A 24500-nucleotide genomic window follows, 5' to 3' on the forward strand; every position below is an offset into this window, starting at 1 on the left:
GCATAGGCACCTCAAAACGGGGTGCGGGGGGTGCGTGGCGGTGGGGGCGACGCCTCGTCGTGCCCACGGTTGCGTTGGCGCTGCTGGCCCCGGTCGGTCAGCTGCCGGCCGCGGTGGCCGGCGAGCAGGGACTGGGGCGCCCTGATGTGCCCAAACCCCGCGTGAGCAAGGTCGAAGAAGTCAAGGGCCTGGGCGCGAAGAAGGCACGCCAGAAGGTCTCCGAGGGCAGGAAGGCCGGCGAACAGCGAGCCCGTAAAGCCAAGGAAGAGCAGACAGCTGCCTGGCCCAAGCCCGATGCGGCCACCACGACACTCTCCGCGGACAAAGCAGCTGAGGTGGACCTTGCGGGAACGCCTGTGGCCGCGCAACCGGTGAAGAGCCGGAGCATGCCGGCGGCCGCAGGGTCCGTGGACTTCACGGTCCTCGACCAGAAGGCCGCCCGCAAGACCGGCATCACCGGTGTGCTCTTCACAGCCAGCGCCGACACCGCCGGTACGGCGGCAGTCAGCGTCGACTACAGCGACTTCGCATCCATGATCGGTGGCGGCTGGTCGGAGCGCCTGCGTCTCGTGCAGCTGCCTGCCTGTGCGCTGACGACTCCGTCAAAGACGGAGTGCCGCAAGCAGACCCCGCTCTCCTCAACCAACGACTCCGCACAGCAGACCGTCTCTGCGCAGGTCCCGCTCGCTGAGACCACGTCCGGTGCCTCCACGCAGCTTGCCTCGGCGAACAGACTCAACGGTGTCACCGTGTTCGCGGTGACGGCGGCGGCTGCCGGAGCGGGGGCGTCACCCAAGGGGACCGGCGATTACTCCGCAACCGCACTCGCGCCGTCGTCGTCGTGGGAGGCCGGCGGCAGTTCGGGTTCGTTCACCTGGAATTACGGCCTGACTTTGCCTCCGGCCGCGGCCGGTCCCGCACCGAGCCTGGGCCTGTCGTATGACTCGGGCAGCATCGACGGACGCACCGCCTCCACCAACAACCAGGGCACCTCGGTCGGTGAAGGGTTCGCCCTCACCGAGTCCTACATCGAGCGCACTTACAGCAGTTGCGAGGACGACGGCCATGACAAGGTCTTCGACCGCTGCTGGAAGTACGACAACGCCCGTCTCGTCCTGAACGGCAATTCCAGCCGCATCATCAAGGACAACACCACCGGTGCCTATCGTCTGGAGAACGATGACGCCTCCACGGTGAAGCGCTCGACCGGTGCGGACAACGGGGACGACAACGGTGAGTACTGGACCGTCATCACCGGCGACGGAACAAAGTACGTGTTCGGCCTGAACAAGCTCGAGGGGGCAGCCGACCAACGTACCAACTCCACCTGGACGGCACCGGTCTTCGGTGACGACTCCGGCGAGCCCGGCTACGACAAGGGCAGCACCTTCGCCGACCGTTCGCTGACCCAGGCATGGCGGTGGAATCTCGACTACGTCGAGGACATCCACGGCAACGCCTCGACCTACTGGTACACGAAGGAATCCAACCACTACCCGAAGAACAAGGCCGCTACCGCCAACACCTCTTACGTCCGCGGTGGTTACCTGAACGAGATCAAGTACGGGCTGCGTAAGGGCGCGCTGTTCACGGATGACGCCGATGGGAAGGTGACCTTCTCGTACGCCGAGCGTTGCACTGTCACGGACTGCGCGGAGCTGACCGAGGACACGGCCAAGCACTGGCCCGATGTTCCCTTCGACAGCATCTGCACCAGTGGTGACACCGACTGCAATGCCGCGGGCCCGACCTTCTTCACCCGTAAGCGCCTCACCGGCATCCACACCTTTTCGTGGAACGCCACCACCAGCAAGCACGACCCGGTCGACTCATGGGCTCTGACTCAGGAATACCAGGACGCCGGCGACATCGGGGACACCACCGACCACGTCCTGGTCCTCACATCGATCAAGCGGACGGGCAAGGCCGGCACCGCGATCGACGTCAAACCGGTGGTGTTCACCTACCAGCTGCGCCCCAACCGGGTCGACGGTACGGATGACATCCTGCCGCTCAAGCGCCATCGCATCGAGACGATCACCTCGGAGACGGGGGCGATCACGACGGTGACGCTGTCGGCGCCGGAGTGCAAGCGCAGCGAGGTCCTCGGAGCCGCGCAGGACTCCAACACCCGCTCCTGCTACCCGCAGTACTGGCACATCAACGGTGCCACGGAAGCGTCGGTGGACTGGTTCCACAAGTACCGTGTACTCGCGGTCGGAGTTGCCGATCCGGCCGGGCAGAACCAGACGGTCGAGAACGCCTACGACTACTCGGGCGCCGCGTGGCACTACGCCGACGACCCGTTCACGCCGAAGGACGAGCGGACCTGGTCCGAGTGGCGTGGTTACCGCGATGTCACCGTATACGCCGGCGCGCTGGGCACCACCCGTTCCAAGACGGTCTCCCGCTACCTGCAGGGCATGCACGGGGACAAGAAGAAGGACGGCACCACCAGGACCGTCAGCGTCGAGCCGCTGATGGACACCGACGTCGACTTCCCCGCCCTGACCGACAGCGACCAGTACGCGGGCCAGATGCTGCAGAAGGTCGCCTACAACGGCAGCCAGCCCATCTCGACCTCGTACACCAACTACACCTCCAAGAACACCGCCACGCAGACGGTGCCCGACGCGGCCGCTCACATCGCACGCTGGACACGACCCAACACCTCCTACGCGAGCACCTACCTGACCGCGTCGAAGTCCTGGCGCACCCATGTCATCACCAATCGCTACGACGACCTGGGCATGGTCAGAGAAGTCGACGACTACGGGCAGAAGGGCCTGGGCGGTGACGAGACCTGCACCCGCACCTGGTACGCCCGCAACGTGGATGCCGGCATCAACAGCCTGGTCTCGCGCACCCGGACCGTCGGCAAGCAATGCTCCACCGCCGACACCGCACTCGACCTGCCCGCCGACGACAAGCGCCGCGGTGACGTCCTTGCGGACGCAGCGGTCGGCTATGACGGTGCGAGCACCTGGTCGGAGTCGATGAAGCCGACCAAGGGACTGGTCACCTGGACCGGCCGCGCCAAGAGCTATGCCTCCGGCAGCCCGAGCTGGCAGACGATCACCAGCAGCGCCACCACGGACTACGACACTCTCGGCCGCCTCACCAAGGTGACCGACGCGGACGGCCAGCCGACCACCACCGCCTACACCCCGGTCGCCGCCGGCCCGCTCACCAAGACCATCACCACCAACCCACTGGGGCACAGGGCCACAAGCTTCCTCGACCCGCGCCGGGGCCAGGCGCTGCGCATGTACGACGCGAACCTGAAGAAGACCGAACTCGCCTACGACGCACTCGGCCGGCTCACCTCCGTGTGGCTCCCCAACCGCTCGAGCGCCAGTGAAAGCCCCAGCTCCAAGTTCGCCTACCACATGGACAACAAGAACCAGTCCTGGGTGTCCTCCTCAACGCTGAAGAAGGACGGCGAGACCTACACCACCAGCTACGCCATCTTCGACTCGCTGCTGCGTCCCCTGCAGACCCAGTCGGAGACACCGAAGGGTGGCCGTCTGCTGACCGACACCCGCTACGACACCCGTGGTCTCCCGTACGAGTCCTACGCGGACATTTTCGACACCACCAGCACTCCCAACGGTACATACACCCGCGCCGAGTACGGGGAGGCACCCAAGCAGAGCGGAACGGTCTTCGACGGGGCCGGCCGGGCCACCAAGAGCACCCTGCACGTCATGGGCGTCGAGAAGTGGTCCACCACCACCAGCTACACCGGTGACTCCACCGCCACCACCGCCCTGGACGGTGGCACCGCCACCCGCGCCATCACCGACATCCGCGGCCGTACCCTCGAGACCCGTGAATACGCCGGTGGCGCCCCGGCCGACCCCCAGTACGGTGACAGCCCCGGCACCAGCTACGCGTCCACGAAGTTCCACTACACCCGGGACGGTCTGCAGACGCAGATCACCGGCCCGGACGACGCCAAGTGGTCTTACACCTACGACCTGTTCGGCCGCCAGATCACAGCCGTCGACCCGGACCAGGGCAAGAGCACCACCGAGTACGACGCGCTCGACCGGGCCATCAAGTCCACCGACTCCCGCGGCAAGGCGATCCTGACCGCCTACGACGTCCTCGGCCGTCCGACCGGGACCTGGGCCGGGTCCAAGAGCGACGCCAACCAGCTCACCGCCACCAGCTACGACGACCTGCTCGACGGCATGCCGGACAGCAGCACCCGCTACGTGGGCGGGAAGAACGGCCAGGCGTACACCGACACGGTCACCGAATACGACACGCTGTCCCGCCCCGCGGTCAGCAAGCTGGAACTCCCCTCCGGCGATCCGTTCGTGAAGGCCGGTGCACCGGCGACGCTGGAGTTCGAGACCGCCTACAACCCAGACGGCACCCTCAAGCACACCAAAGAGCCGGCTCTGGGGGGCCTGCCCTCCGAGATCGTCGAGTACGACTACAACAAGCTCGGGCAGGTCACCTCGGTCGGCGGTTCCACCGGCTACCTCCTGGACGCCGAGTACTCGCCGATCGGCCAGCCCACCCAGCTCACGCTGGGCACCGCCGATACGGACGACCACAAGAAGTCCTACATCAACAACCGCTACGAGCGGGGCACCGACCGCCTGATCAGCAGCTTCGTCACCGACGACACCCACAGTTACCAGCTGCAGAACCTCAACTACACCTACGACCAGGCCGGCAACGTCACCTCCATCGCCGACCCCACGACACTGGGCGGCACCAGCAGCGCCGAGACCCAGTGCTTCGCCTACGACGGCCACCGCCGCCTCACCGAAGCCTGGACACCCAGCTCCCAGAAGTGCTCCGACACCCGCAGCACCAGCGACCTGTCCGGCCCGGCTCCGTACTGGACCAGCTACACCTACAACAAGGCGGGCCAGCGCACCACAGAAACCACCCACAAGACCACCGGTGACACCAAGACCACCTACTGCTACACCAAAACCGATCAGCCCCACTTCCTGACCGGCACCACCACCAAGAGCGACTGCACCAGCCCGGAGAAGACCTACACCCCCGACGCGACCGGGAACACCACCAAGCGCCCCGGCGCGACGGCGATCCAAGACCTCGCATGGTCCGAGGAAGGCAAGCTCGCCAAGCTCACCGAAAACGGCAAAGCCACGGACTACCTCTACGACGCCTCAGGTGAACTCCTGATCCGCAGCACCGCCGGAGGCGAGCGGATCCTGTACGCCGGCGCCACCGAACTCCACCTGCGCGCCGACGGCACCACCTGGGCCCAGCGCTACTACACCGCCGATGGCCAGACCATCGCCACCCGCTCCAACGAAACCCTCAGCAACAAGCTCACCTACCTGGCCGGCGACCACCACGGCACGATGTCCCTGGCCATCAACGCCGACGCCACCCAGACCCACAGCAAGCGCTACACCAGCCCCTTCGGCGCCGAACGCGGCAAGCCCACCGGCACACCCTGGCCCGACGACAAGGGATTCCTCGGCAAAACCAACGACGAAACCACCGGCCTCACCCACATCGGCGCCCGCGAATACGACCCGACCATCGGCCAGTTCATCAGCGTCGACCCCCTCCTCAGCCTCGACCAGCCACAGTCCCTCAACGGCTACAGCTACGCCAACCAACACCCCGCCACAGCCTCCGACCCCACCGGTCTCAAAGAAGGCTGCGGCGCCACCTACGCCGTCAGTTCCTGCGGCAATATCCCTGGAAAGTCGGGAGTCAACAACGCAGTCAGCGGAGGCAACCCCGGCAGCCCCGGAAACTCCGGCAGCAAGAAACCGTACGGCGGCGCGATCGGCGGATACCACGACGTCGGATACGGCCCCTCACAGGTGCGCCATTCGTCACCGTGGACGCCGCCGCCGCCGTCCCACTTCGAAGTCGTTGCCGCACCGGGACCCGAACCTGACCAGTTCGAGGAAGCCTTCTCCACGGCCCTTGCGAATCTGCAGTCTGACCGAATGTACAACTACCTGCCGGACCATGAACTCATGGCACTGGCCGGCGCGTCGGTCTGCGAAGAATACATCGAATGCTCCTACGAGCTGCACCACTACTTCGTCTGGGACCTTCGATACTCGCCGGAATACATCGAGTCAATGGGCCCCATGGTCGGAAGTATCGGAGGAACCCCGTACAGCCTTCGCGGTAAGGGGAATCCCCCGGCGAGCGGGCCGTGGAAGGAAACTCGCGACATCTCATGCATCAGGTGCTTCCTCGCCGGGACCGACGTCCTCATGGCAGACGGCTCCACCAAGGACATCGAAAATGTAGAGCTGGGCGATGAGGTACTGGCGGCCAACCCGGAAACCGGCGAGCTGGGCCCTCGCGAGGTAACTCGCCTCATCCGCACCGAAGACGACAAGCACTTCAACACGCTCTCCATCACCACCGACGAGGGTATAGAAGAGCTCACGGCGACACACGAACACCCATTCTGGTCACCCTCAGAGCAGAGCTGGATAGCAGCCGGCGACCTCACGTCGGGCATGACCCTGCTCACCGATGACGACCGCACCGTCATCGTCACAGCTAACAAGCCCTTCACACAGCACGCTCGCACGTACAACCTTACTGTCGACGACCTCCACACGTACTATGTGCTGGCGGGCGCCACTCCGGTACTGGTTCACAATTCCAACTGTTCCCTCACAACGATGTCTTCTGTCATCGGCAAGGATTCAGCGCTGACGAAGGCCGCGCAGCAGGCAGGGAAGAATCAGAAGGTTCAGGCCGATCTGGACAGCCTGTTCCAGCAGCTGTCGCGCGGAAATATGAATCCGGGCCTCGGAAGTAAGGCGTTGGCCGGAACGGATGTCACCTACGCGCGAGGAAGGAACGGCGGTCGCCTGTTCTTCCGGAACGTTGACGGAGGGGTTCAGGTCGTTGGGAAGTCCGATAAAGCGAACGAGTCCAAGGTGATTGCGAGGCTGAATCAGCTCTATGGTCAGTGACCCTCTCTATCGCGTAGAGAACCAGCAGTTCAGCGCACTCTTCATGTTGGGCGCAGAGGACGACAAGGAAACCGTTGAGAATGTAGACGCGGAACTCACCCTCCCGGATGGGACGCGGTGGAGCGCCACGTTCATGACGCTCCGCGCGATCGCGCAAGTAATGGATCGATGGAAGGAGACTGGAGAATGCTCCGGCGGGGCATATTTTCAGTGTCCCGATCTCGTGATCATTCCGGAGGGGGGTCTGGCTGCGATGCTGGATTCCTTCAAGGGGATTATCGATTCAGGCGGACCTGAAGGAGTCTTGCAGTTCCTGGGCGAAAGCTAGCTCGCCCGTAGGTGCTGTCGAAGAGTGAGGCAGGATGCCCCTTTCCCGATTGGCGGAGAAAGGGGCATCCTGGTCTTTGACGCTGAGATTGAAAGGGTGGGGTGACAGCGGGCGACGACCGCAGTGGGCGGGTCGTCAGGGTCGCCGTCCTGGCTGCCGAGGGCGTGGCCCAAGGCGTCGATGGCGTCCCGCTGGAGTCGGAGTCGTACGTGGGCATAGACGCCGGCGGTGACGCCGATGTGGGCGTGGCCCAAAAGCTCCTTGAACACCACGAGGTCGACGCCCTGTTCCAGGAGCAGGGTGGCGGTCGAATGTCGAAGGTCGTGGAAACGGACGCGGCGGAGTCCGGCCCGGTCGAGGAAGCTACGGAAGCGACGGGTGAGGTTGGCAGGGTCGATAGGGGGCCTTGACCCAAGGCCCGTGCCAGGAGCGACCACACATGCCGCCGTACCTTCGCTCTTGCCCGTGAGAGGGCGGCCATGACCTCGCCGTCCAGATCCATCAGCGTGCGCCGGGTGGTGGAGTCCGAGACCGGCGGCCCGAACAGACGCCGGTGGTGGGCCTGGAGTTGTTCGGCTTCGGTCAGATTCGCGGCCTCGAGCACGATCGCGACGGCGTGCTGGACCACGACGTGGGCCCGCTCGCGCCAGCTGTGCCCGGCTCCGGCGGGAAGCACCTCGGCCAGACCCCCGGTCAGCCCGACCCGGTCCGCGACCTTCCGCAGCAGCACCGCTCCGGCATGCCCCACCAGCCCCTTCCCGCCGGCCGTCACGGACAGCCGCCGGTCCCACCCCGTAAGCTCGCTCACCATATTGGTGCCCTGATTATCGCGACAGATACGACTTCGACACTCGCATCCTCGCAGGTCAGCGGCATCTTTCTGCTACCGGGTCGTCAGATCACCCAATTCCGCTGAATACCCAGGGCCAACTGACACCGCAGCCGCGGTCGCGTGATGCCCGGTCCACGCTCAACCGAGGACGAACGGAATCCTCTCCGCGAGGCCGCCAGGCGGGGTATCAGCGCGTCCGGGGAGTCATTGCGACCGTTCGCCGACCGTCCAGGTCAGGAAGGCGGTGAAGGTGGCGGGGCGAAGGGTGAGGATCGGGCCTGCCGGGTTCTTGGAGTCTCGGACGGCGGGGCCCGAGCCGGGTATGTCGGCGACCTCCACGCACGATCCTCCTGTATCGCCACTGTAGCTCGACTTACGCCATGTGATCTCTGTCGGATGCGAGATGCTCTCCATAGCGTTCCTCCATCACTCGCCGGATCAGCGCCGCCGAGTCCTTGACGGACAGAGCTGCGGCTTGCAGGTGATCGTAACGGAGCGATCGGGACTCAACCGCGGCCGGATCGGCCGTCGGGTGCCCTGTCTCGTAGTCCTCGCTATAAACAATGGTGGGATCTCCCGCGAAGCGGAAGATGTCGAAGGAGCCCATCAATCCGGTATGTACGCCCGTCTCGAACGGCAGCACCTGGACGTTCACACACGGGTTCCGCTCGTGGGACAACAACCTCAACAGTTGCTGCCGCATGGCCTCCTTGCCGCCGACCTCCTGATGAAGTACGGCCTCGCTGAGGACCGCCCAGAAAACCGGGGGCTCTTCCTTGCCGAAGATGCGCTGCCGCGCGAGCCGTGCCGAAGTGCGATTGTCCAGGTCGTGGTCACCCATGGCGCTGAGCACCGCGCGGGCGTACGCCTCCGTCTGCAAGAGACCGTGCACGAGCTGCGGCTGGAAGACGCGGATCGCCTTGGCTCTCGACTCGAGCTCCGCCACTTGCTGGAACCAGGCGGGGAGTTGAGTCCGCATCACCAGCGTGACGAGTCGGGACAGCAGCCCTCCCGTCCCCAACGCCGCATCGATCCGCTCGCTGAACTCCTGCGTCGGCAGCTTCCTCGCCGTCTCGATCTGCCCGACCAGCGAGCCCGTGTAGTTGACGATGTCGCCGAGTTGCCGCTGGGTCAGCCCGGCGGCTTCTCGATGGCGCCGCAGCTCGAAGCCGTAGTAGTCCAGCGGTGACGCGCCCGGGTCGAGGACGTTGATATGGGTCACGTGGAGCCCCTCTCGCGCAACTCGGTCCACGGCGGGACCGGTTGTATTCGTTCCGTAGCCGAGCGTAGTCAGTCGAGGTCACCCTTGTGGCGTGAACCAATACATTCCCCCCGCTCTCCCCACTCTCCTCGCCCCGCGCAGCGACCGATACGCGATGCGGCTCACCGTCGGTGAGCACTCGGCGGGGCACGTCCGGCGCATCGTGCGGCCGTTCCTGCGCGAGTGGGAGATGACCGGTCTGTCCGACTCCGTGGAACTCGGCGTGACGGAGCTGCTCGCCAACGTCGTACGGCACGTTCCGGACCGGCACTGCGCCCTGCTGCTGCTGCGGCTACCGGGCGGGGTACGGGTGGAAGTGGCCGACGGGAGTGACGAACTCCCGCGCGTGCCGGTCGAGTCGTCGCTGGATGCGGAGAACGGACGAGGGCTCGTGCTGCTGGCTGCGGTGACCGACAAGTGGGGCGTCGATCCCGAGCCCTGCGGCGGGAAGACCGTGTGGTTCGAGTGTGCGGTGGAGGCTCGTGCGTGAGGTGGCCGTCGGGCCACCTCATCGCAACGCTCAGGGCACCCCGTAAGCCCCGGTCGCGCAGCGACGACGGCAACTGTCCGAGCCGCCACGGCGGATTCACCCGGCTCACCGTGTCCGCGCCCGGCGGGTACCGGCTCAGCTCGGAGTACGGCCCTTCACCGGCGTCGACGGCTCACTGTCGATCTCGGCGGCGGCCACGGCCGTACGGGCGCGCGGGCCCTGGAGCAGGTACGTCAGGCCGAAGCCGGCGCCGACGACGAGTGCGCCGCCGGCCGCGTCCAGGACCCAGTGGTTGCCGGTGGCGACGATCGTGGCGGCCGTGCACAGGGGGTGCAGCAGGCCCAGCGCCTTCATCCACGCCTTCGGCGCGATGACCGCGATCACCAGCCCGCACCACAGGGACCAGCCGAAGTGCAGCGACGGCATCGCCGCGTACTGGTTGGTGAGGTGGGTGAGCGTGCCGTAGTCGGGCCGGGAGAAGTCCTGCACGCCGTGGACCGTGTCGATGATGCCGAGGCCCGGCATGAGGCGGGGCGGGGCGAGCGGGTAGAGCCAGAAGCCGACCAGGGCGAGGAGGGTGGTGAGGCCGAGGGCCGAGCGGGCCCAGCGGTAGTCGACGGGACGGCGCCAGTACAGCAGGCCCAGCACGGTCAGCGGGACGGCGAAGTGGAACGACAGGTAGTAGAAGTCGAAGGACTCCCGCAGCCAGCCGATCCTCGCCACGCCGTGGTTGACGGCGCGCTCGACGTCCAGGTGGAGCAGGCGTTCGAGGTCGAGGATCCGCTGCCCGTGTTCCTCGGCGCGGACGCGGCCCGCCGCGTTGCTGCCGCCGGTCGCGGCGAGGCGGACCTGGGTGTACGCGGCGTAGGTGACGCGGATCAGCAGGAGCTCGAGCAGGAGGTTCGGGCGGATGAGCACCCGGCGCGGCCACGGCGGCAGCGGGACGGACGCGAAGCGGGCCGGGACGGGCGGGGCGTACCGGGTCGGGATCGGCGTGCGGAAGTACGGCGAGCTGCGGGGGAGGAAGGGGAGCGCGGTGGCGGCGGCCAGGGCGGCCAGGAGGACGACGTTGTCGCGCAGCGGGTACAGGAACGCCACGTTCGGCAGCGTCGTCGTCGCCGGCAGCGTCATCACCAGGACGGCGGCGACGGGCCACACCGGGCGGTCGCGGGCGTGTCCGCCCACCCGGCCGACGGCGGCGAGCAGCACCCACAGCAGCTGGTGCCGCCCTGCGGCGGGGGAGACGGCGATGGCGGCGCAGCCGGTGACGGCGACCGCGAGCAGGAGCTGGCCGTCGTGGGCGTAGCGGACGGCGCGGCGCAGGGCGAGGGTCACGACCGCGGCGCCGAGCAGCAGGAAGAGGCCGGTCTCCGGCGGGCCCTCGAGACCGAGGCGCAGCAGGGCGCCGTGCAGGGAGTGGTCGGCGAGGGCGTCGGCGGGGCCGCTGCCCGCCAGGTGGTGCACCCAGTGGGTGCGGGAGTCGTGCGGCGTCGCGGCCCGGGCGAGCGCGGTGGCCGCGGCGAAGGTGACGCCCGTGGCGGCGGCGGTCCGGCGGCGGCCGGCGCCCCACAGCAGCGGCACGAAGAGGAGGAGGGTGGGCTGGAGGGCGGCGGCGACGCCGATCAGTACGCCGCCGACGCGCCGCCCGCGGACGACGAAGCAGCCCAGCAGGACGAGCAGGACCGGGACGAGGCCGGTCCGGCCGGGCCGGAGGGCGTCGCGCACCGGCAGGGACAGCAGGAGCAGGCTGACGGCGACGGGCCCGGCGAGGACCGCGGTGCGGCGGCCGACCGGCCGGGGCAGGGCGCGGGCGGCGACCAGTCCGAGGGCGACGACCAGCAGCAGGGTGCCGAGGATCCAGCCCCAGCCGAGGGTCTGTTCGGCGGGGCGGGTGAAGGGTCCGAGGACGAGCCCGCCGAAGGGGGTGCCGGTGTACTCGCCGAAGTCGCGGAGGGAGCCACTGCCGTACAGCACTCCCGCGGGGCCCACCCAGGTCTCCGGATCGGTCAGCCGTTCCCCGGGTGAAGCGGTGAGGACGGCGGTGACCTGTCGTACGGCGAGGACGGCGGCGAGCGTCCAGAGCCCGAGGCGCGCCACGCGCAGCCGCGCCCGGGGGCCGTCGGCGGCCACCGCCCCACAGGCCTCCGTCGGCCGTCCGCCGCGGTCCGCGTTCCTCACCCTCGTCGGCCTCCTGCCCCGCTCACCTCACGCCGTGTAACAGCATGATCCCTCTCGGTGAGCATCATGAGGCCCGCGCCCCTCCGGGCGGAGCACGAGCGACTCCCGCCCCACCCGACGGCCCTACGGCTTTTGCCCGAATGGCGAGGGAAAGAGCGGATCCCCGTTACCCGCAAGGGAGGCGAGAAGGGTCACACCGGACAGTCGGCCGAAGCCCTCCGAGACAGTGCCGCGTGCCTGTACACCCGCCATTTAGATGCACTGCGCACCTAAATCCGTACCGCCCGTAACGGCACCAACGGCGCCTATCGTCGTTTTCTTCGGCCCGCCCGACAGCGCCGCCGCGCGGACCCGTCCCTGTTCCCGTCGAAAGGTAGGCGAGCGAAGTCTTGGCCACCGCCACGGTCACCGCTCCCCCGTCCACGCGGAAGGTCTCGTCGAAGTCCGGCGCCGCACCCGCCTCCGCCCCCACCGTCACCGACCCCGCGCTCGTCCGGCGCGCCGTGAAGGCGGCGGCGCTCGGCAACGCGATGGAATGGTTCGACTTCGGTGTCTACAGCTACATCGCGGTCACGCTGGGCAAGGTCTTCTTCCCCTCGGGCAACCCCACCGCCCAGTTGCTGTCCACGTTCGGCGCCTTCGCCGCGGCCTTCCTGGTCCGCCCGCTCGGCGGCATGGTCTTCGGCCCGCTCGGCGACCGCGTGGGGCGGCAGAAGGTCCTCGCCCTCACGATGATCATGATGGCGGCGGGCACCTTCGCCATCGGCCTCATCCCGTCCTACGCCGCGATCGGCGTGGGCGCCCCGATCCTGCTGCTGGCGGCCCGTCTGGTGCAGGGCTTCTCCACCGGCGGCGAGTACGCCGGCGCGTCCACCTTCATCGCCGAGTACGCCCCCGACAAGCGGCGCGGCTTCCTCGGCAGCTGGCTGGAGTTCGGCACCCTCGCCGGATACATCGGCGGCGCGGGCCTGGTCACCCTGATGACCGCGCTGCTGTCGTCGGAGGACCTGCTGTCCTGGGGCTGGCGCGTCCCGTTCCTGATCGCGGGCCCGATGGGCATCATCGGCCTCTACCTGCGGATGCGCCTGGAGGAGACCCCGGCGTTCGCGGCGGAGGTCGCCAAGGCCGAGAACGAGCGGCCGAAGGTGCCGCTGCGGGAGATGGTCACCGGCCAGTGGCGCGCGCTGCTGCTCTGCGTGGGCCTGGTGCTGGTCTTCAACGTCACCGACTACATGCTGCTGTCGTACATGCCGAGCTACCTCACCAGCGAGCTGGGCTACGACGCCACGCACGGCCTGGTCGTCGTGCTCGGCGTGATGGTGCTGATGATGATCGTCCAGCCGTTCGCCGGCGCGCTGACCGACCGGGTCGGCCGCCGTCCGGTGATCGCGGCCGGCTGCGCCGGGTTCCTGGTGCTGTCGGTGCCCGCGCTGCTGCTGATCCGCGACGGCGGTCTGCTCGCGGTCGCCGCCGGCCTGGGCGCGCTCGGGCTGCTCCTCGTCTGCTTCACCGCCGCCATGCCGTCCGCGCTGCCCGCGCTGTTCCCGACCCGGGTGCGCTACGGCTCGCTGTCGATCGGCTTCAACGTCTCGGTGTCCCTGTTCGGCGGCACCACCCCGCTGGTGGTGACGGCCCTGATCGGTGCGACCGGCAACATGATGATGCCCGCCTACTACATGATGGCGGCGGCCGTGATCGGCGGTTTCGCGGTGTGGCGCATGGCCGAGTCGGCGGGCCGCCCGCTGCCGGGTTCGGCGCCGTCGCTGGAGGCCGGGACGGACGGGACACACCGGGAGAACGCCTGACGGGGACGGGGGCACGGCGTATCTTCTTCAGCGGCGCCAGGGAGACTGGCTGACCCCTCGTACGGAAGGGACAGGCACATGGCCGAGTCGCAGCTCTGGCACGAGGTGGACGACTACCTCACCGGCCGCCTCCTGTCCGACGTCCCCGACGACTCCCTGGCCGCCGCCCTGCGCGACAGCGACGCCGCCGGCCTCCCGCCGATCGCCGTCTCGCCCCTGCAGGGCAAGCTGCTCCAGCTCCTCGCCCAGGTGCAGGGCGCCAGGCACATCCTGGAGATCGGCACGCTCGGCGGCTACAGCACCATCTGGCTGGGCCGCGCCCTCCCCGCCGACGGGCGGCTGATCTCCCTGGAGCACGACCCCGGGCACGCCGAGGTCGCCGTCCGCAACATCGCCCGCGCGGGCCTCGACCGGCAGGTCGAGGTGCGGGTGGGCGCGGCGCTGGACTCGCTGCCCGAGCTGGCCGACGAGAACCCGCCCCCGTTCGACCTGGTCTTCATCGACGCCGACAAGGCGAACAACCCGCGTTACGTGGAGTGGGCGCTCAGGCTGACCAGCACGGGCAGCCTGATCGTCCTCGACAACGTGGTGCGCGGCGGCCGGGTGGCCGATCCGGACAACACCGACCCCGACGTGCTGGGCACCCGCGCCGCCCTCGACCTGATCGGCAGCCACCCCCGGCTGAGCGGCACGGCGCTCCAGACGGTCGGCGCCAAGGACTACGACGGCTTCGCGCTGGCCCGGGTGCTGGCCTGACGCCGCGGGGCTCAGACCTCGTGGTAGAAGCCCACGTTGACGCTGCGCGGGGCGGCGCGGTCCTGGATGACGACCTCGCCGCTGCCGCCCCGGGGCAGTCCCACGGTGCCGCCGTAGGCGACCGGCTGGGCGTACTCGCCGACGGCCAGCCGCACCTCGGAGGACGGCTCGGGCAGGGAGCCGCGCAGCCAGGTCAGCTGCCAGGAGCCGTCCTGCGCGCACTGGAACTCCAGGTGGACCCGCGAGACGAACAGCCAGTCGTCCGGCGTCGAGAGCCGGCACAGGGACGCGTCCCGGCCCACCCGCAGCACGGCGCCCGGCTCGCTGGGCGCGTCGGCCATGAGCATGCCGGCCGTGGCGCCCGCTTCCGCCGCGGACACCGCGGCCATCGTGAGTTCGAGCACGAGGGCTCCTCCTGAGACGTCCTGGCGGACCGGAGAGGCCCGGCCCGGCTGCCGCCGAATGATAAAACGCCCGGCTCCACGGCGTCCGGCACAATGGCCTCATGACCGAGCGAAAGCCACCCGGCGTCGACTTCGAGTCCTGGGTCGACAAGCAGATCCGTGATGCCGAGTCCCGCGGCGAGTTCGAGCAGCTGGCGGGGGCGGGCAAGCCGCTCCCCCGTGAGGTCGAGACCACCTACGACGAACTGTGGTGGGTCAAGCGGAAGATGGCCCGCGAGGGCTTCTCGGTGCTGCCGCCGACGCTGGCCCTGCGCAAGGAGGCCGAGGACGCCCTGGAGGCGGCCCTCGCGGCGCCCTCGGAGCGGATCGTGCGGAAGATCCTCACGGAGATCAACGCGAAGATCAGCGACATGATGTTCAAGCCGCCGCCCGGCCCCCCGCTGGGCAAGAAGCCGTACGACGTCGAGGACGTCGTACGGCTGTGGCGGGAGCGCCGGGCGGCGGCGGGCGGGTCGGACGGCTCAGGCGTGTAGCAGCCGTTCCGCCAGCTCGCGGTAGTCCCGCAGGGCGAGCCGCAGTTGCTCGGTGTCGGTGGCCGACGTGGTCTTGCCCTCGTCGGTCCCGTTGTCCTGCCAGGACCGCCGCAGGGTGCGGCGCCGCTCGGTCACCGCCTCCGTGAAGCGCTCGGTGAGCTCCTGCAGCGCGCGGTCGGCCTCCTGCACGGCGTCCCGCGGCGCGTCGACGAACCCGGCCACGGCGTGCTGCAACTGCGCCGTGAGCTTGTCGGTGTCGTCGAGCCGGAGGAGGCGGGCGCCGGAGGACCGGTCACCGTCGTGATGCGTACCGGTGCCGAAGGGGGCCCGGTCACCCTCATGATGAGAACCGGTGCCGGCGGAGACCCGGTCGCCGTCGTGATGCGTACCGGTGCCGAAGGGGGCCCGGTCACCCTCATGATGAGAGCCGGTGCCGGCGGAGACCCGGTCGCCGTCGTGATGCGTACCGGTGCCGAAGGGGGCCCGGTCACCCTCGTGGTGTGTGCCGGCGGGGGCGGTGGCGACGGGCCGCGGGTGCGCGGCGGCCGACGGGCTCTCGCCGTCGGGGGCCGGGGTGATGCGGCCGGCCTCCTCACGGGTGCCGGAGCCGCGGGCGCCCGGGTCCGGGGCGTCGCTCCGGACGCCGGGAGTGGTGCGGTGCCCCTCGACGGGCGGGACGTCGCCGGGACGTCGGGTCGCGTCGGTCATCGCTCAGCTCTCCTTCGTCTGGTGCCGGTGGAACAACGACGGCGTGTGGTGGCCGCGGCCGGCGGCCGGGGACGTACGGCCGGCTTCCGCACCGGTGTGGTGGCGTCCGGCCTCGTGCCGGGACGGCCCCACCAGTTCCTCGAACAGCGCGCGGGCCCCGACGAGGGCCTCGCGCATCTCCTCGGTGCCCGCGCCGGCGTCGTGCGCGCCGGCCTGCGCCACCCGGTGCACGCGCCGGTAGCCCTCGACGTGGTGGGCGTGGTGCACGGACAGCGCGGCGAGCTGGTCCTCGTAGTGCCCGTCGGCGGGGAAGCCCCGCGCGGCGGCGAGTTCGGCGATCAGCCGGTCCGCCTCGGCGACCGCGTCCCGCGGCGCGTCGACGAACCGCTCCTGGACCGCCGTCCAGCGCGCCTCGTACCCCTCCCGCTCGGCGGGCTCCAACGACCGCACGCGCAGGTCGCCGTGGCGCTCCACGCGCTCGGCGAGCTCCCGCTCGGCGGCCTTGGTGTCCCCGTCGTGCCGGGCGACGGCACGGTCGTACTCGGGTCCGAAGCGCCGCTTCAGACCGGCGCCGTGCCGCGGGCCGCGGGCGCGCGACATCAGTACGGCCGCGACGACGGCGACCGCGACGATCACGATCAACGCAATGATCAGGCCAGTGGACATGGATGCCTTCCGGTTATCGGCCCAACCGGCACTCCTCGCGAGCCGGTTCGTCTTCCGGGTTGCCCGAAGGTTCGCGCACAAACAGTTCGGGACCGTCACGGTCCGCCATGGCCCGGCCGCTCGCACGGCGGGCACGGCCTGGACCGTGGCCCCGGAACCGTACGACTCCCCCGTCGCCGTCGCGCTGCGGCGGGCGTACCGCACGGAGGCCGGCGACCACCGGTACCCGTGGCACGAGGGGCGGCGGACCGATCCCGGGGAGCCGGAGCGGGAGATCGCCGCCGTGCCGGGGACCGGCCTCGCGCCGCCGGAGGGCCTGCCGCCGGTCGCGCGGTACGCGGGTGAGCCGGCCGGCGGCGCGGGCGTCCGGCTGCCGGCCGGCTCACCCGCCGAACCGACCCTGGTGTTCCCGTACGAGGGCGTGCGCGGCAGGGGTGGTGCGGCGCTGCCGGGCGGGCCGCCGAGGACGCGGCCCGCGCCTCGGGCGCCGCCCGGACGGTCCTGGACACCCGCGGGGCCTCGCCGGGACCCGGGTGCCGTACGCCCGGCCCGGCCACGCGGAGACCGGAGCGCGCGACGCCGGCCCGTACGCCGGGCACCGGTTCGCCGAGGGGCCGGGCCGAGGGGCGCGCGTCAGCCGGCCCGCGCCACGGAGCGTTCGTCGTGCGGGCGTTCGCTCCGGGAGCCGCACAGCTCCTCGTTCAGTTCGTGCACCAGCCGCACCAGGTCGGTCGGGCGGTCCGGCCCCCACCAGTCGCCGAGCAGCTCGGCCAGCGACTCCTCGCGGGCCCGCGCCAGCCGCTCCGTCACCTCGCGTCCCTCACCGGTGAGCACCATGTCGAGACCCTGGCGCACGGCGAGGTGCCGGATCTCGGCCTGGCGGGCGGCCTCGAGGACGACGTTCAGCGGGATCGGGCTGCGTTCGGCGAGCCGGGCCGGTTCCACCGAGCCGTGTTTCCTGATGCGCAGCAGCAGCCAGCTCGTCGCGGGCAGCAGGTCGTAGCCCGCGCGGTCGGTGATCTTCCGGTAGATCTCGCGGCGGCCCTCGCGGGTGCCGAGCACCGACAGCGCGCGGCACACCTCGTCGTACGAGGACCGCTCCACGGGGTTGCTGGCGAGCGTCTCGGTGACGTCGGGCGCGGTGACCGAGGCGCGCAGCCGGTCCTCCTTGAGGAACCAGGCCAGCGCGAAACCGAGGAGGGCGACGGGTACGGCGTACAGGAAGACGTCGGTGATGGCGGTGGCGTACGCGTCGAGCGCCGGCGGGCGCAGGGCCGGCGGCAGACCGGCGATGCCGCGCGGGTCGGCCTTCAGGGAGTCGGCGGAGACGCCGGGCGGGAGCCGCTGCCCCCGGAAGGCGTCGGTGAGCTCCTGGCCGAGGCGGCTCGCGAAGATCGTGCCGAAGATGGCGACGCCGAACGAGGCGCCGATGGAGCGGAAGAAGGTCGCGCCGGAGGTGGCGACGCCGAGGTCCTCGTAGGGGACGGCGTTCTGCACGATCAGCACCAGGACCTGCATCACCAGGCCGAGTCCGAGGCCGAAGACGAAGAAGAACAGGCTCATCACGGCGGTGGAGCTGCGCGCGTCGAGCTGGTGGAGCAGCAGCAGTCCGAGGGTGGTGACGGCGGTGCCCGCGATCGGGAACACCTTCCAGCGGCCGGTGCGGCTGACGATCTGTCCGGAGCCGGTGGAGGACAGCAGCATGCCGGCCACCATCGGCAGCATGTGCACGCCGGACATGGTCGGGGTGATGTCGTGGACCACCTGGAGGAAGGTCGGCAGGTAGGTCATCGCGCCGAACATGGCGAAGCCGATGATGAAGCTGATCACGGCGGAGAGCGTGAAGGTGCGCACCCGGAACAGCTTCAGCGGCAGCACCGGCTCGGCGGCCCGCCGCTCCACCGCCACGAAGGCCACGGCGAGCAGCGCGCCGAGCACCGCGAGCCCGATGATCTGCGGCGAGGCCCAGTCCCAGGTGGTGCCGCCGAGGGAGGCGACCAGGACCAGGCAGGTGGCGACGGAGGCGATGAGGAAGGTGCCGAGGTAGTCGATGACGTGCTTGGTCCGCCGGCGCGGGATGTGCAGCACCGCCGCGATCACGGCGAGCGCGACGATCCCGACGGGCAGGTTGACGTAGAACACCCAGCGCCAGCTCAGGTGCTCGGTGAACAGTCCGCCGAGCAGCGGCCCGAGGACGCTCGTCGTGCCGAACACCGCCCCGAACAGGCCCTGGTAGCGGCCGCGTTCGCGGGGCGGCACGAGGTCGCCGACGATCGCCATCGACAGCACGATCAGCCCGCCGCCGCCCAGTCCCTGGAGCGCGCGGAACGCGATCAGCTGGGGCATGTCCTGCGCCGCGCCGCACAGCGCGGAGCCCACCAGGAAGATCACGATGGCGGTCTGGAAGAGCCTCTTTCGCCCGTACTGGTCGCCGAGCTTGCCCCACAGCGGGGTCGCGGCGGTCGAGGCCAGCAGGTACGCGGTGACCACCCAGGACAGGTGCTCCAGACCGCCCAGGTCACTGACGATGGTGGGCAGCGCGGTGGCGACGATGGTCTGGTCGAGGGCGGCGAGCAGCAGACCGAGCAGCAGGGCGCCGATCGAGACCATGACGTTCCCGGACACGTGCTCCCGGCCTCCGGCGTCACGGTCGGGCGGTCCGGCGCCGGGCGCCGGCCCCGTGTTGCCCGCCCTCGGCGCCGTGCGGTGCGCGTCCCCGGCCATGAAGTCCTCCACAGGATGCTGGTTCCCCCATCCATCGTGATCGGTGTGACCCGTTATGGCCTGTTGAGTCCTTCCGGAAGTCCAGATTCCGGGGGCGCGCGGACGGAGCCGTGAAGAAGATCTGCATAATCTCTGGAGTTCGCGAGGGGAGGGACGAACACGTGGAACAACCGAACGGGCACCCGTGCCCGGAGTGCGGTGCGCCCAGGAACAGCGACAACACGCCGTCGTGCGCCTGCACCCTGCGTGCGTCCGACGCCCTCCGCGACGCCCGTACGGCGGAGGCCGCCGCCGCGGAGGACTTCGATCCGCTGCGCATACGGCCGTACGTCGAGCTGGACGGCGGGACCGGCCCGGGTACGCCGGACGGGGCCGCGGAGGCCGCCGGCGCCCCGAGGACGCCCGCGCAGGAGCCCGGCGCCCCGGGGGCGGCCGACGAGACCATGGTCCTGCGCGCCGTCCCGCCGGAGGAGGCGCCCGGCGCGGCGGACGCGACGTCCGTCCTCCCGACGCCGCTGGCCCCCGGGACGGCCCGGCCGAGCGCCACCGATCTCCATCTGTTCGACGCCACGCAGCCCCTCGCGGCCGTCCCCGCCGCGCCCGGCCCGGCCGGCGCCGACGAGGCCGACGGGGCCCCGCCGCGCCGACGCCGCCGTGGGGCGCTGTTCGCGGTGGCCGGGGCCGTGGTCGCCGTGGTGGGGGCGGCGGGGTGGGCGAGCGGGGTGTTCTCCTACGAGACGCCGTCCCGGGACGGCGCGGCGCCGGAGGAGGTCAGGGCGAGCGTCCCGGACGCGTCGTCCGCCGCGCCCGCCCCGGAGCCGACGGCCGGCGTGTCCTCCGCCCGCCCGGCGTCGTCCGCCTCCCCGTCGAAGTCCCCGTCGGCGAGCGCGAGCGCGTCGGCCTCACCGTCGCCGTCGGCGTCCACCGCCTCGGCGAGCCCGTCGGAGTCCGCCGAACCGTCCTCGACCCCGACGGCCACGGCGCCGGCCGACCCCGCCGAGGACACGGAGGAGGCGGACGGCGACGCCACCGGCGGCCCGGTGCTGCGCCGCGGCGACCGCGGCTCGGAGGTCGTCGAACTCCAGCTCCGCCTGAAGGAGAAGTGGCTCTACAACGACGAGGTCAACGGCCAGTTCAACCGCCGGGTGGAGGACGCCCTGCGCAACTACCAGTGGTCCCAGGGCCTTCAGGCCGAGCTGGGCGTGTACGGCCCGGAGACGCGGGCCCGCCTGGAGGCGGAGACCCGGGAGCCCTGAGACGCCCCCGGCCCGAGGCCCGGGGATCGCGTCCCGGGCCGGCCGGCCCTTCCGGGGCTCCCCCAAGGCCCCCGGACCCGGGGCCCGAGCAGGCCGCGACCGGCCGGGCGCCCCGCCCCGGGCCGCACCGCGGCCACGGCGGACCGGGCCGACGCGGGCCGCGGCGCCGGGCGTCCGGGAGGCGTACGGACCGGGGCCGCCGCGGGCTACTCCGTGATGTGCAGCCGGATCACGCCGTCGGCCGCGGCCTCCACCCGCACCTGGGTCAGGTCCCGCACGAGCACGTCCGGGTCGTGGAAGCCGGCCCGGGGACCGATGCCCACGACCCGCATCCCGGCCGCCCTGCCCGCGGCGACGCCCGCGCCGGAGTCCTCGAAGACCACGCAGTCGGCCGGGTCGACGCCCAGTTCCGCCGCGCCCTTCAGGAAGCCCTCGGGGTGGGGCTTGCTCGCACCGACGGACTCCGCCGTCACCCGCACGTCGGGCAGCTCCAGCCCGGCGGCGGCCATCCGCGCCGTCGACAGGGCGACGTCGGCGGAGGTCACGAGCGCGTGCGGCAGCCCCTTCAGGGAGGCGAGGAACGCGCGGGCGCCCGGCACCTCGACGACGCCGTCGGTGTCCGCGGTCTCCTCGGCGAGCATGCGGGCGTTGTCGGCGTGGTTCTGCTCCATCGGGCGGTCGGGCAGCAGCAGGGCCATCGACGCGTATCCCTGGCGCCCGTGCACGACCTTCATGACCTCGTCGCCGTTGAGCCCGTTCCGGTGGGCCCAGCGCCGCCAGACGCGTTCGACGGAGGCGTCCGAGTTGACGAGGGTGCCGTCCATGTCCAGCAGGAGGGCGCGGGCGGTGAGCACGGCGGTGGCCGTCATCGGCAGCTCCAAGGCGCGGAGGTGAGGGCTTCGGGCGGTGACCCGGGGACAGAGTGACCCCGCCCGCCGGTCAGGGGAAACGGACGGGAGCCACTTTGTTCATCCACGGTACAAAACGAACCCGGCATCCCGCCACCTCCTTCACCGACCGTTCACCGACGCTTCGGCCCGTCGCCGCCGCGGGGGGCCCGGGCGGCGGGGCGTCACCCGGCGACCGCCTCCCCCTCCCGCACCGCCCAGGGTGCGCGAGGCCCGCGCCGGCCGTCGCGCGCGGAAACTTCACACCCGAACCATAGACGTGTCATGAACACGTCATTAACTTCTTACCGGATCCACCCCTCCCGGCAACGCGGCGTGGCGAGCATTCCCCTGCCCGTACGCCAACGACCCCATCCCACAAGGGAGTTCACATGTCGAAGTTCTACGCGCGTCGACGGCTCAGCACAGTCGCGGCGTTCACCGGACTCATAGCCTCCGTCGGCCTGTTCAACGGCCCGGCCGCCTCCGCCGCCCTGCCCACCCCGGTCAGCGCCGCCACCGCCCGCGGCTACCTGGCCACCCTCACGGTCGCCGCCGAGAACCGCACCGGCTACGACCGCGACCTCTTCCCGCACTGGATCACGCAGTCCGGCTCCTGCAACACCCGCGAGACCGTCCTCAAGCGCGACGGCTCGGGCGTCGTCACCGACTCCTCCTGCGCCGCCACCAGCGGCAGCTGGTACTCCCCGTACGACGGCGCCACCTGGTCCGCCGCCTCCGACGTCGACATCGACCATCTCGTATCCGTAGCTGCGACGATTTAAATCAGTGTTTTTGCAGTTCAAAACGTAAGCGTCATACCGTCGACAATCGGCAGCTGCGAGATGATCAGCGCATGAGCATCCGCGTGTATGCCAGGCGCGTTCGTGACCGCGATCTCCCTTTCGGCAGGCGCTACAGAGCTCTGAGGGACGCAGTGGGCTGCTACTGCCCACTCGGATTCCACGGAACGTGGTCATACCTGAGGACGGCGGGTGACCTCAGGAACGATGAGACGGCACTGCTTCACGCCCTGGAGAAGCTGGAGGCCAGCCGCACGGTGTGGCTGAGGGAGGTGGAGTCGTTCGCAGATCGCCGCCGCACCGACAAGGCCCGGCACCAGAGGGCTCCGCGCCAGGCGGAGGTGCGATATCTGCTCGGGTGGAGATGGCCCGGTCCCGACGGGAAGCAGGCGATGCTCGGCGAGGTCGGACGGCTTTGGGTCGCCCACTGCCGGTCCCCCTTTCCCGACGTTCCAGCCGGTAGCAAGGCAGACCTGACCGAGCTGGACACGTGGCTGGCCGACTGCGTCTCCACGTACCTCGCGCATGACGGGGATCTTGACATCGGTCGGCAGGACGTCATCATGAAGTGCCTGCCGAAGCTACGTCGGCACGTTTCCCAACTGGGCTATCCGTGGACCTTCCCCCCAGGCGTTTGCATACTTCCGCCTCCTGCTGAAGATGACCGAGCTGATCCACACGACAAAGCCCGGGGGACTGGAGGGTGAGCCAAGCTCCTCCTCGGGATCAGTCCGTGTCCGTGGCGGCCAGGACTGCCATTCGCCGAGCCCCGGGGGCGACGGAGACCAGCCCTATGTCCCAGGCCACGCGCTCGAACCACTTCGTGGCGGCCCCGAAGCTGTACCAGCCGCACGCCTGGGCGTTTTCTTCCACCTCGCTGACCGGTGCTGCCGTGGGTACTCCGGACAGGGCAGCGACGGAACGCCATGCGGCCAGTCGCCCGTAAGCGCCGTACTCGCCGTTGTTGTACGCACCGCCGGTCGATGCCGCCGCGAAAAGCATGCGCCAGGCGTGTTCCGCTCGGCAGGAGGAGAGGGCGAGGCGTTTGCGCGGACTCACCCTGCTCAGGCACTCCAGACCCAGCGTCACCAACAGGTCGGGAAGGCCCTCCGGCTCGACCGGCTCAGCCAGGTCGTACATTCCGGCCTCGCTTCGACCGTTGGACTCCTCTGTCCAGTTGGCCACCGCTGCAGCGGCGGCTTCGCTGAATTCTTCCGTCGTTGTATCGGTCACTTGCGGCAGGTGCGTGACGCTACCCAGCGTGACACCAGGGCCGTCCTGGGGCCCGTAAGGCATCGAGTAGCTGCCCCCACCCACTGAGTAACTCGGCAGGGGCGGCTTCTCCTCGATCACGGAAAGTTCCAGCGGCATCCAGGCGAGCGGATGATGACGCCAGTGCGGTGATGTCGCCCACGCCTCGATCGCCGGCGACTCCGCGATCATGACGCCCCTGAGCACCATCTCGTGGACGAGGCAGGCCCGAAGCTCCTCCGAAGCTGCGGCACGTGAGCTGCCACCTGCGAAGACGAAGGTCAGGTCGTGTGGGGTCTGCCCCTCGGCGAGCAGTGAAGCCGCGTAGCGGACCAGCTTCCGGTTGTCGGGCGAGGCAGCAGACACGAGCCGCACCGCCTGCTCGGCGTGTCCGGGACCTGGAGCCATGGTCAGCAGGCGAAGAAGACGGTCGAAAACACTGCGGTACTGCCAGATCCGAGCGGCGGAGGAACCGTATCGGTCGGCCAGGGCAATGCCGAGATCGGCCACGAACGCGACATCGCCTTGGGCGAGCCTGTGCTCGGCCGTGTCCCACACCTCGGTGACCCTCTTCAGGTCGGGCAGCCTCGTCACGATCTTCTGTATCCGGTCGCTCACGCGGTGAGCCTAAGGGAAGGCTGGTCGGAGGGACATGCCCATTTCTGCGG

The 24500-nt window shown here is 70.0% G+C and carries 18 protein-coding genes and 2 pseudogenes; 10 read left to right on the forward strand and 10 right to left on the reverse strand.

The window, feature by feature from the left end; genetic code table 11:
- Positions 1–59 precede the first annotated feature (59 nt).
- Both ADK41_RS23450 and ADK41_RS23455 read left to right on the forward strand, forming a co-directional pair.
- Positions 60–6950, forward strand: coding sequence for a polymorphic toxin-type HINT domain-containing protein (locus ADK41_RS23450; protein ID WP_234318487.1), 6891 nt, complete (start codon positions 60–62; stop codon positions 6948–6950).
- On the forward strand, positions 6940–7278 hold the full coding sequence (locus ADK41_RS23455) for a hypothetical protein (protein WP_037803047.1): 339 nt from the start codon (positions 6940–6942) through the stop codon (positions 7276–7278). Before ADK41_RS23450 ends, ADK41_RS23455 begins: the two co-directional genes overlap by 11 nt.
- A gap of 107 nt (positions 7279–7385) precedes the next feature.
- Here the strand turns inward: ADK41_RS23455 and ADK41_RS39665 are convergent.
- A pseudogene (locus ADK41_RS39665) lies at positions 7386–7679 on the reverse strand (tyrosine-type recombinase/integrase); the annotation flags it as partial.
- Positions 7680–7834: 155 nt separating this feature from the next.
- Here ADK41_RS39665 and ADK41_RS23465 point away from each other — a divergent pair.
- The gene (locus ADK41_RS23465) at positions 7835–8194 is read left to right on the forward strand and encodes a hypothetical protein (protein WP_159043989.1); all 360 of its coding nucleotides are present in this window, start codon (positions 7835–7837) and stop codon (positions 8192–8194) included.
- A 120-nt stretch (positions 8195–8314) separates the two neighbouring features.
- Here ADK41_RS23465 and ADK41_RS44330 read toward each other — a convergent pair whose 3' ends face one another.
- Together ADK41_RS44330 and ADK41_RS23475 are read right to left on the reverse strand one after the other, a co-directional pair.
- On the reverse strand, positions 8315–8449 hold the full coding sequence (locus tag ADK41_RS44330) for a DUF397 domain-containing protein (RefSeq protein WP_380956600.1): 135 nt from the start codon (positions 8447–8449) through the stop codon (positions 8315–8317).
- 34 nt (positions 8450–8483) lie between these two features.
- Positions 8484–9332: a helix-turn-helix domain-containing protein gene (locus ADK41_RS23475; RefSeq protein WP_030817798.1), complete on the reverse strand. Its 849-nt coding sequence runs from the start codon at positions 9330–9332 to the stop codon at positions 8484–8486.
- A gap of 91 nt (positions 9333–9423) precedes the next feature.
- Here ADK41_RS23475 and ADK41_RS23480 point away from each other — a divergent pair, with 91 nt between their 5' ends.
- Positions 9424–9861, forward strand: a complete 438-nt coding sequence (locus tag ADK41_RS23480; protein ID WP_030817800.1) for an ATP-binding protein — start codon at positions 9424–9426, stop codon at positions 9859–9861.
- A gap of 135 nt (positions 9862–9996) precedes the next feature.
- On the opposite strand, the gene ADK41_RS23485 is transcribed toward ADK41_RS23480, so the two are convergent.
- Positions 9997–12039, reverse strand: coding sequence for a bifunctional glycosyltransferase 87/phosphatase PAP2 family protein (locus tag ADK41_RS23485; RefSeq protein ID WP_030817802.1), 2043 nt, complete (start codon positions 12037–12039; stop codon positions 9997–9999).
- Between the two features lie 389 nt (positions 12040–12428).
- Between ADK41_RS23485 and proP the strand changes: the two genes are divergently transcribed.
- Together proP and ADK41_RS23495 are read left to right on the forward strand one after the other, a co-directional pair.
- Entirely contained in the window at positions 12429–13844 is a 1416-nt protein-coding gene (gene proP / locus ADK41_RS23490; protein ID WP_030817804.1) for a glycine betaine/L-proline transporter ProP, read from the forward strand.
- A 78-nt stretch (positions 13845–13922) separates the two neighbouring features.
- Positions 13923–14600 (forward strand): O-methyltransferase, encoded by a 678-nt coding sequence (locus ADK41_RS23495; RefSeq protein WP_030817807.1) that lies wholly within the window; start codon positions 13923–13925, stop codon positions 14598–14600.
- 11 nt (positions 14601–14611) lie between these two features.
- Here ADK41_RS23495 and ADK41_RS23500 read toward each other — a convergent pair whose 3' ends face one another.
- Positions 14612–15004, reverse strand: a complete 393-nt coding sequence (locus ADK41_RS23500) for an FHA domain-containing protein (RefSeq protein ID WP_030817809.1) — start codon at positions 15002–15004, stop codon at positions 14612–14614.
- A 101-nt stretch (positions 15005–15105) separates the two neighbouring features.
- Here ADK41_RS23500 and ADK41_RS23505 point away from each other — a divergent pair, with 101 nt between their 5' ends.
- Entirely contained in the window at positions 15106–15537 is a 432-nt protein-coding gene (locus ADK41_RS23505) for a DUF1992 domain-containing protein (RefSeq protein ID WP_030817811.1), read from the forward strand.
- On the opposite strand, the gene ADK41_RS38375 is transcribed toward ADK41_RS23505, so the two are convergent.
- The 3 genes from ADK41_RS38375 to ADK41_RS23520 form a co-directional block, all read right to left on the reverse strand.
- Positions 15526–16245: a hypothetical protein gene (locus tag ADK41_RS38375; RefSeq protein WP_030817813.1), complete on the reverse strand. Its 720-nt coding sequence runs from the start codon at positions 16243–16245 to the stop codon at positions 15526–15528. The two genes, ADK41_RS23505 and ADK41_RS38375, sit on opposite strands and share 12 nt — an antisense overlap.
- Positions 16246–16248: 3 nt before the next feature.
- Positions 16249–16911, reverse strand: coding sequence for a hypothetical protein (locus tag ADK41_RS23515; RefSeq protein WP_030817815.1), 663 nt, complete (start codon positions 16909–16911; stop codon positions 16249–16251).
- Positions 16912–17544: 633 nt separating this feature from the next.
- Entirely contained in the window at positions 17545–19635 is a 2091-nt protein-coding gene (locus ADK41_RS23520; RefSeq protein ID WP_030817817.1) for an MDR family MFS transporter, read from the reverse strand.
- A 161-nt stretch (positions 19636–19796) separates the two neighbouring features.
- Between ADK41_RS23520 and ADK41_RS23525 the strand changes: the two genes are divergently transcribed.
- Positions 19797–20891 carry a peptidoglycan-binding domain-containing protein gene (locus ADK41_RS23525; RefSeq protein WP_030817819.1) on the forward strand — a complete coding sequence of 365 codons (1095 nt, stop codon included), beginning with the start codon at positions 19797–19799 and terminating at the stop codon, positions 20889–20891.
- Positions 20892–21097: 206 nt separating this feature from the next.
- Here the strand turns inward: ADK41_RS23525 and ADK41_RS23530 are convergent, their stop codons facing one another.
- A complete protein-coding gene (locus ADK41_RS23530) occupies positions 21098–21760 on the reverse strand; it encodes an HAD-IA family hydrolase (protein WP_030817821.1) in 663 nt (220 codons plus the stop codon).
- A 410-nt stretch (positions 21761–22170) separates the two neighbouring features.
- Here ADK41_RS23530 and ADK41_RS23535 point away from each other — a divergent pair.
- Positions 22171–22551 (forward strand): annotated as a pseudogene (locus ADK41_RS23535) (hypothetical protein); the annotation flags it as partial.
- 83 nt (positions 22552–22634) lie between these two features.
- Positions 22635–23288, forward strand: coding sequence for a hypothetical protein (locus ADK41_RS23540; protein WP_030817825.1), 654 nt, complete (start codon positions 22635–22637; stop codon positions 23286–23288).
- A gap of 19 nt (positions 23289–23307) precedes the next feature.
- Here ADK41_RS23540 and ADK41_RS23545 read toward each other — a convergent pair whose 3' ends face one another.
- Positions 23308–24450 carry a DUF6183 family protein gene (locus ADK41_RS23545; RefSeq protein ID WP_030817827.1) on the reverse strand — a complete coding sequence of 381 codons (1143 nt, stop codon included), beginning with the start codon at positions 24448–24450 and terminating at the stop codon, positions 23308–23310.
- Positions 24451–24500: the final 50 nt, after the last annotated feature.

It is taken from the genome of Streptomyces caelestis (genome assembly GCF_001279005.1).
Taxonomy (GTDB): domain Bacteria; phylum Actinomycetota; class Actinomycetes; order Streptomycetales; family Streptomycetaceae; genus Streptomyces; species Streptomyces heliomycini.

What these genes read in the sequence shown, in the direction of transcription:
- ADK41_RS23455 (WP_037803047.1), top strand. Translation starts at nt 6,940, where the DNA reads ATGGTCAGTGACCCTCTCTATCGCGTAGAGAACCAGCAGTTCAGCGCA.
- ADK41_RS23495 (WP_030817807.1), top strand. Translation starts at nt 13,923, where the DNA reads ATGGCCGAGTCGCAGCTCTGGCACGAGGTGGACGACTACCTCACCGGC.
- ADK41_RS23505 (WP_030817811.1), top strand. Translation starts at nt 15,106, where the DNA reads ATGACCGAGCGAAAGCCACCCGGCGTCGACTTCGAGTCCTGGGTCGAC.
- ADK41_RS38375 (WP_030817813.1), bottom strand. Translation starts at nt 16,245, where the DNA reads ATGACCGACGCGACCCGACGTCCCGGCGACGTCCCGCCCGTCGAGGGG.
- ADK41_RS23515 (WP_030817815.1), bottom strand. Translation starts at nt 16,911, where the DNA reads ATGTCCACTGGCCTGATCATTGCGTTGATCGTGATCGTCGCGGTCGCC.
- ADK41_RS23520 (WP_030817817.1), bottom strand. Translation starts at nt 19,635, where the DNA reads ATGGCCGGGGACGCGCACCGCACGGCGCCGAGGGCGGGCAACACGGGG.
- ADK41_RS23530 (WP_030817821.1), bottom strand. Translation starts at nt 21,760, where the DNA reads ATGACGGCCACCGCCGTGCTCACCGCCCGCGCCCTCCTGCTGGACATG.
- ADK41_RS23540 (WP_030817825.1), top strand. Translation starts at nt 22,635, where the DNA reads ATGAGCATCCGCGTGTATGCCAGGCGCGTTCGTGACCGCGATCTCCCT.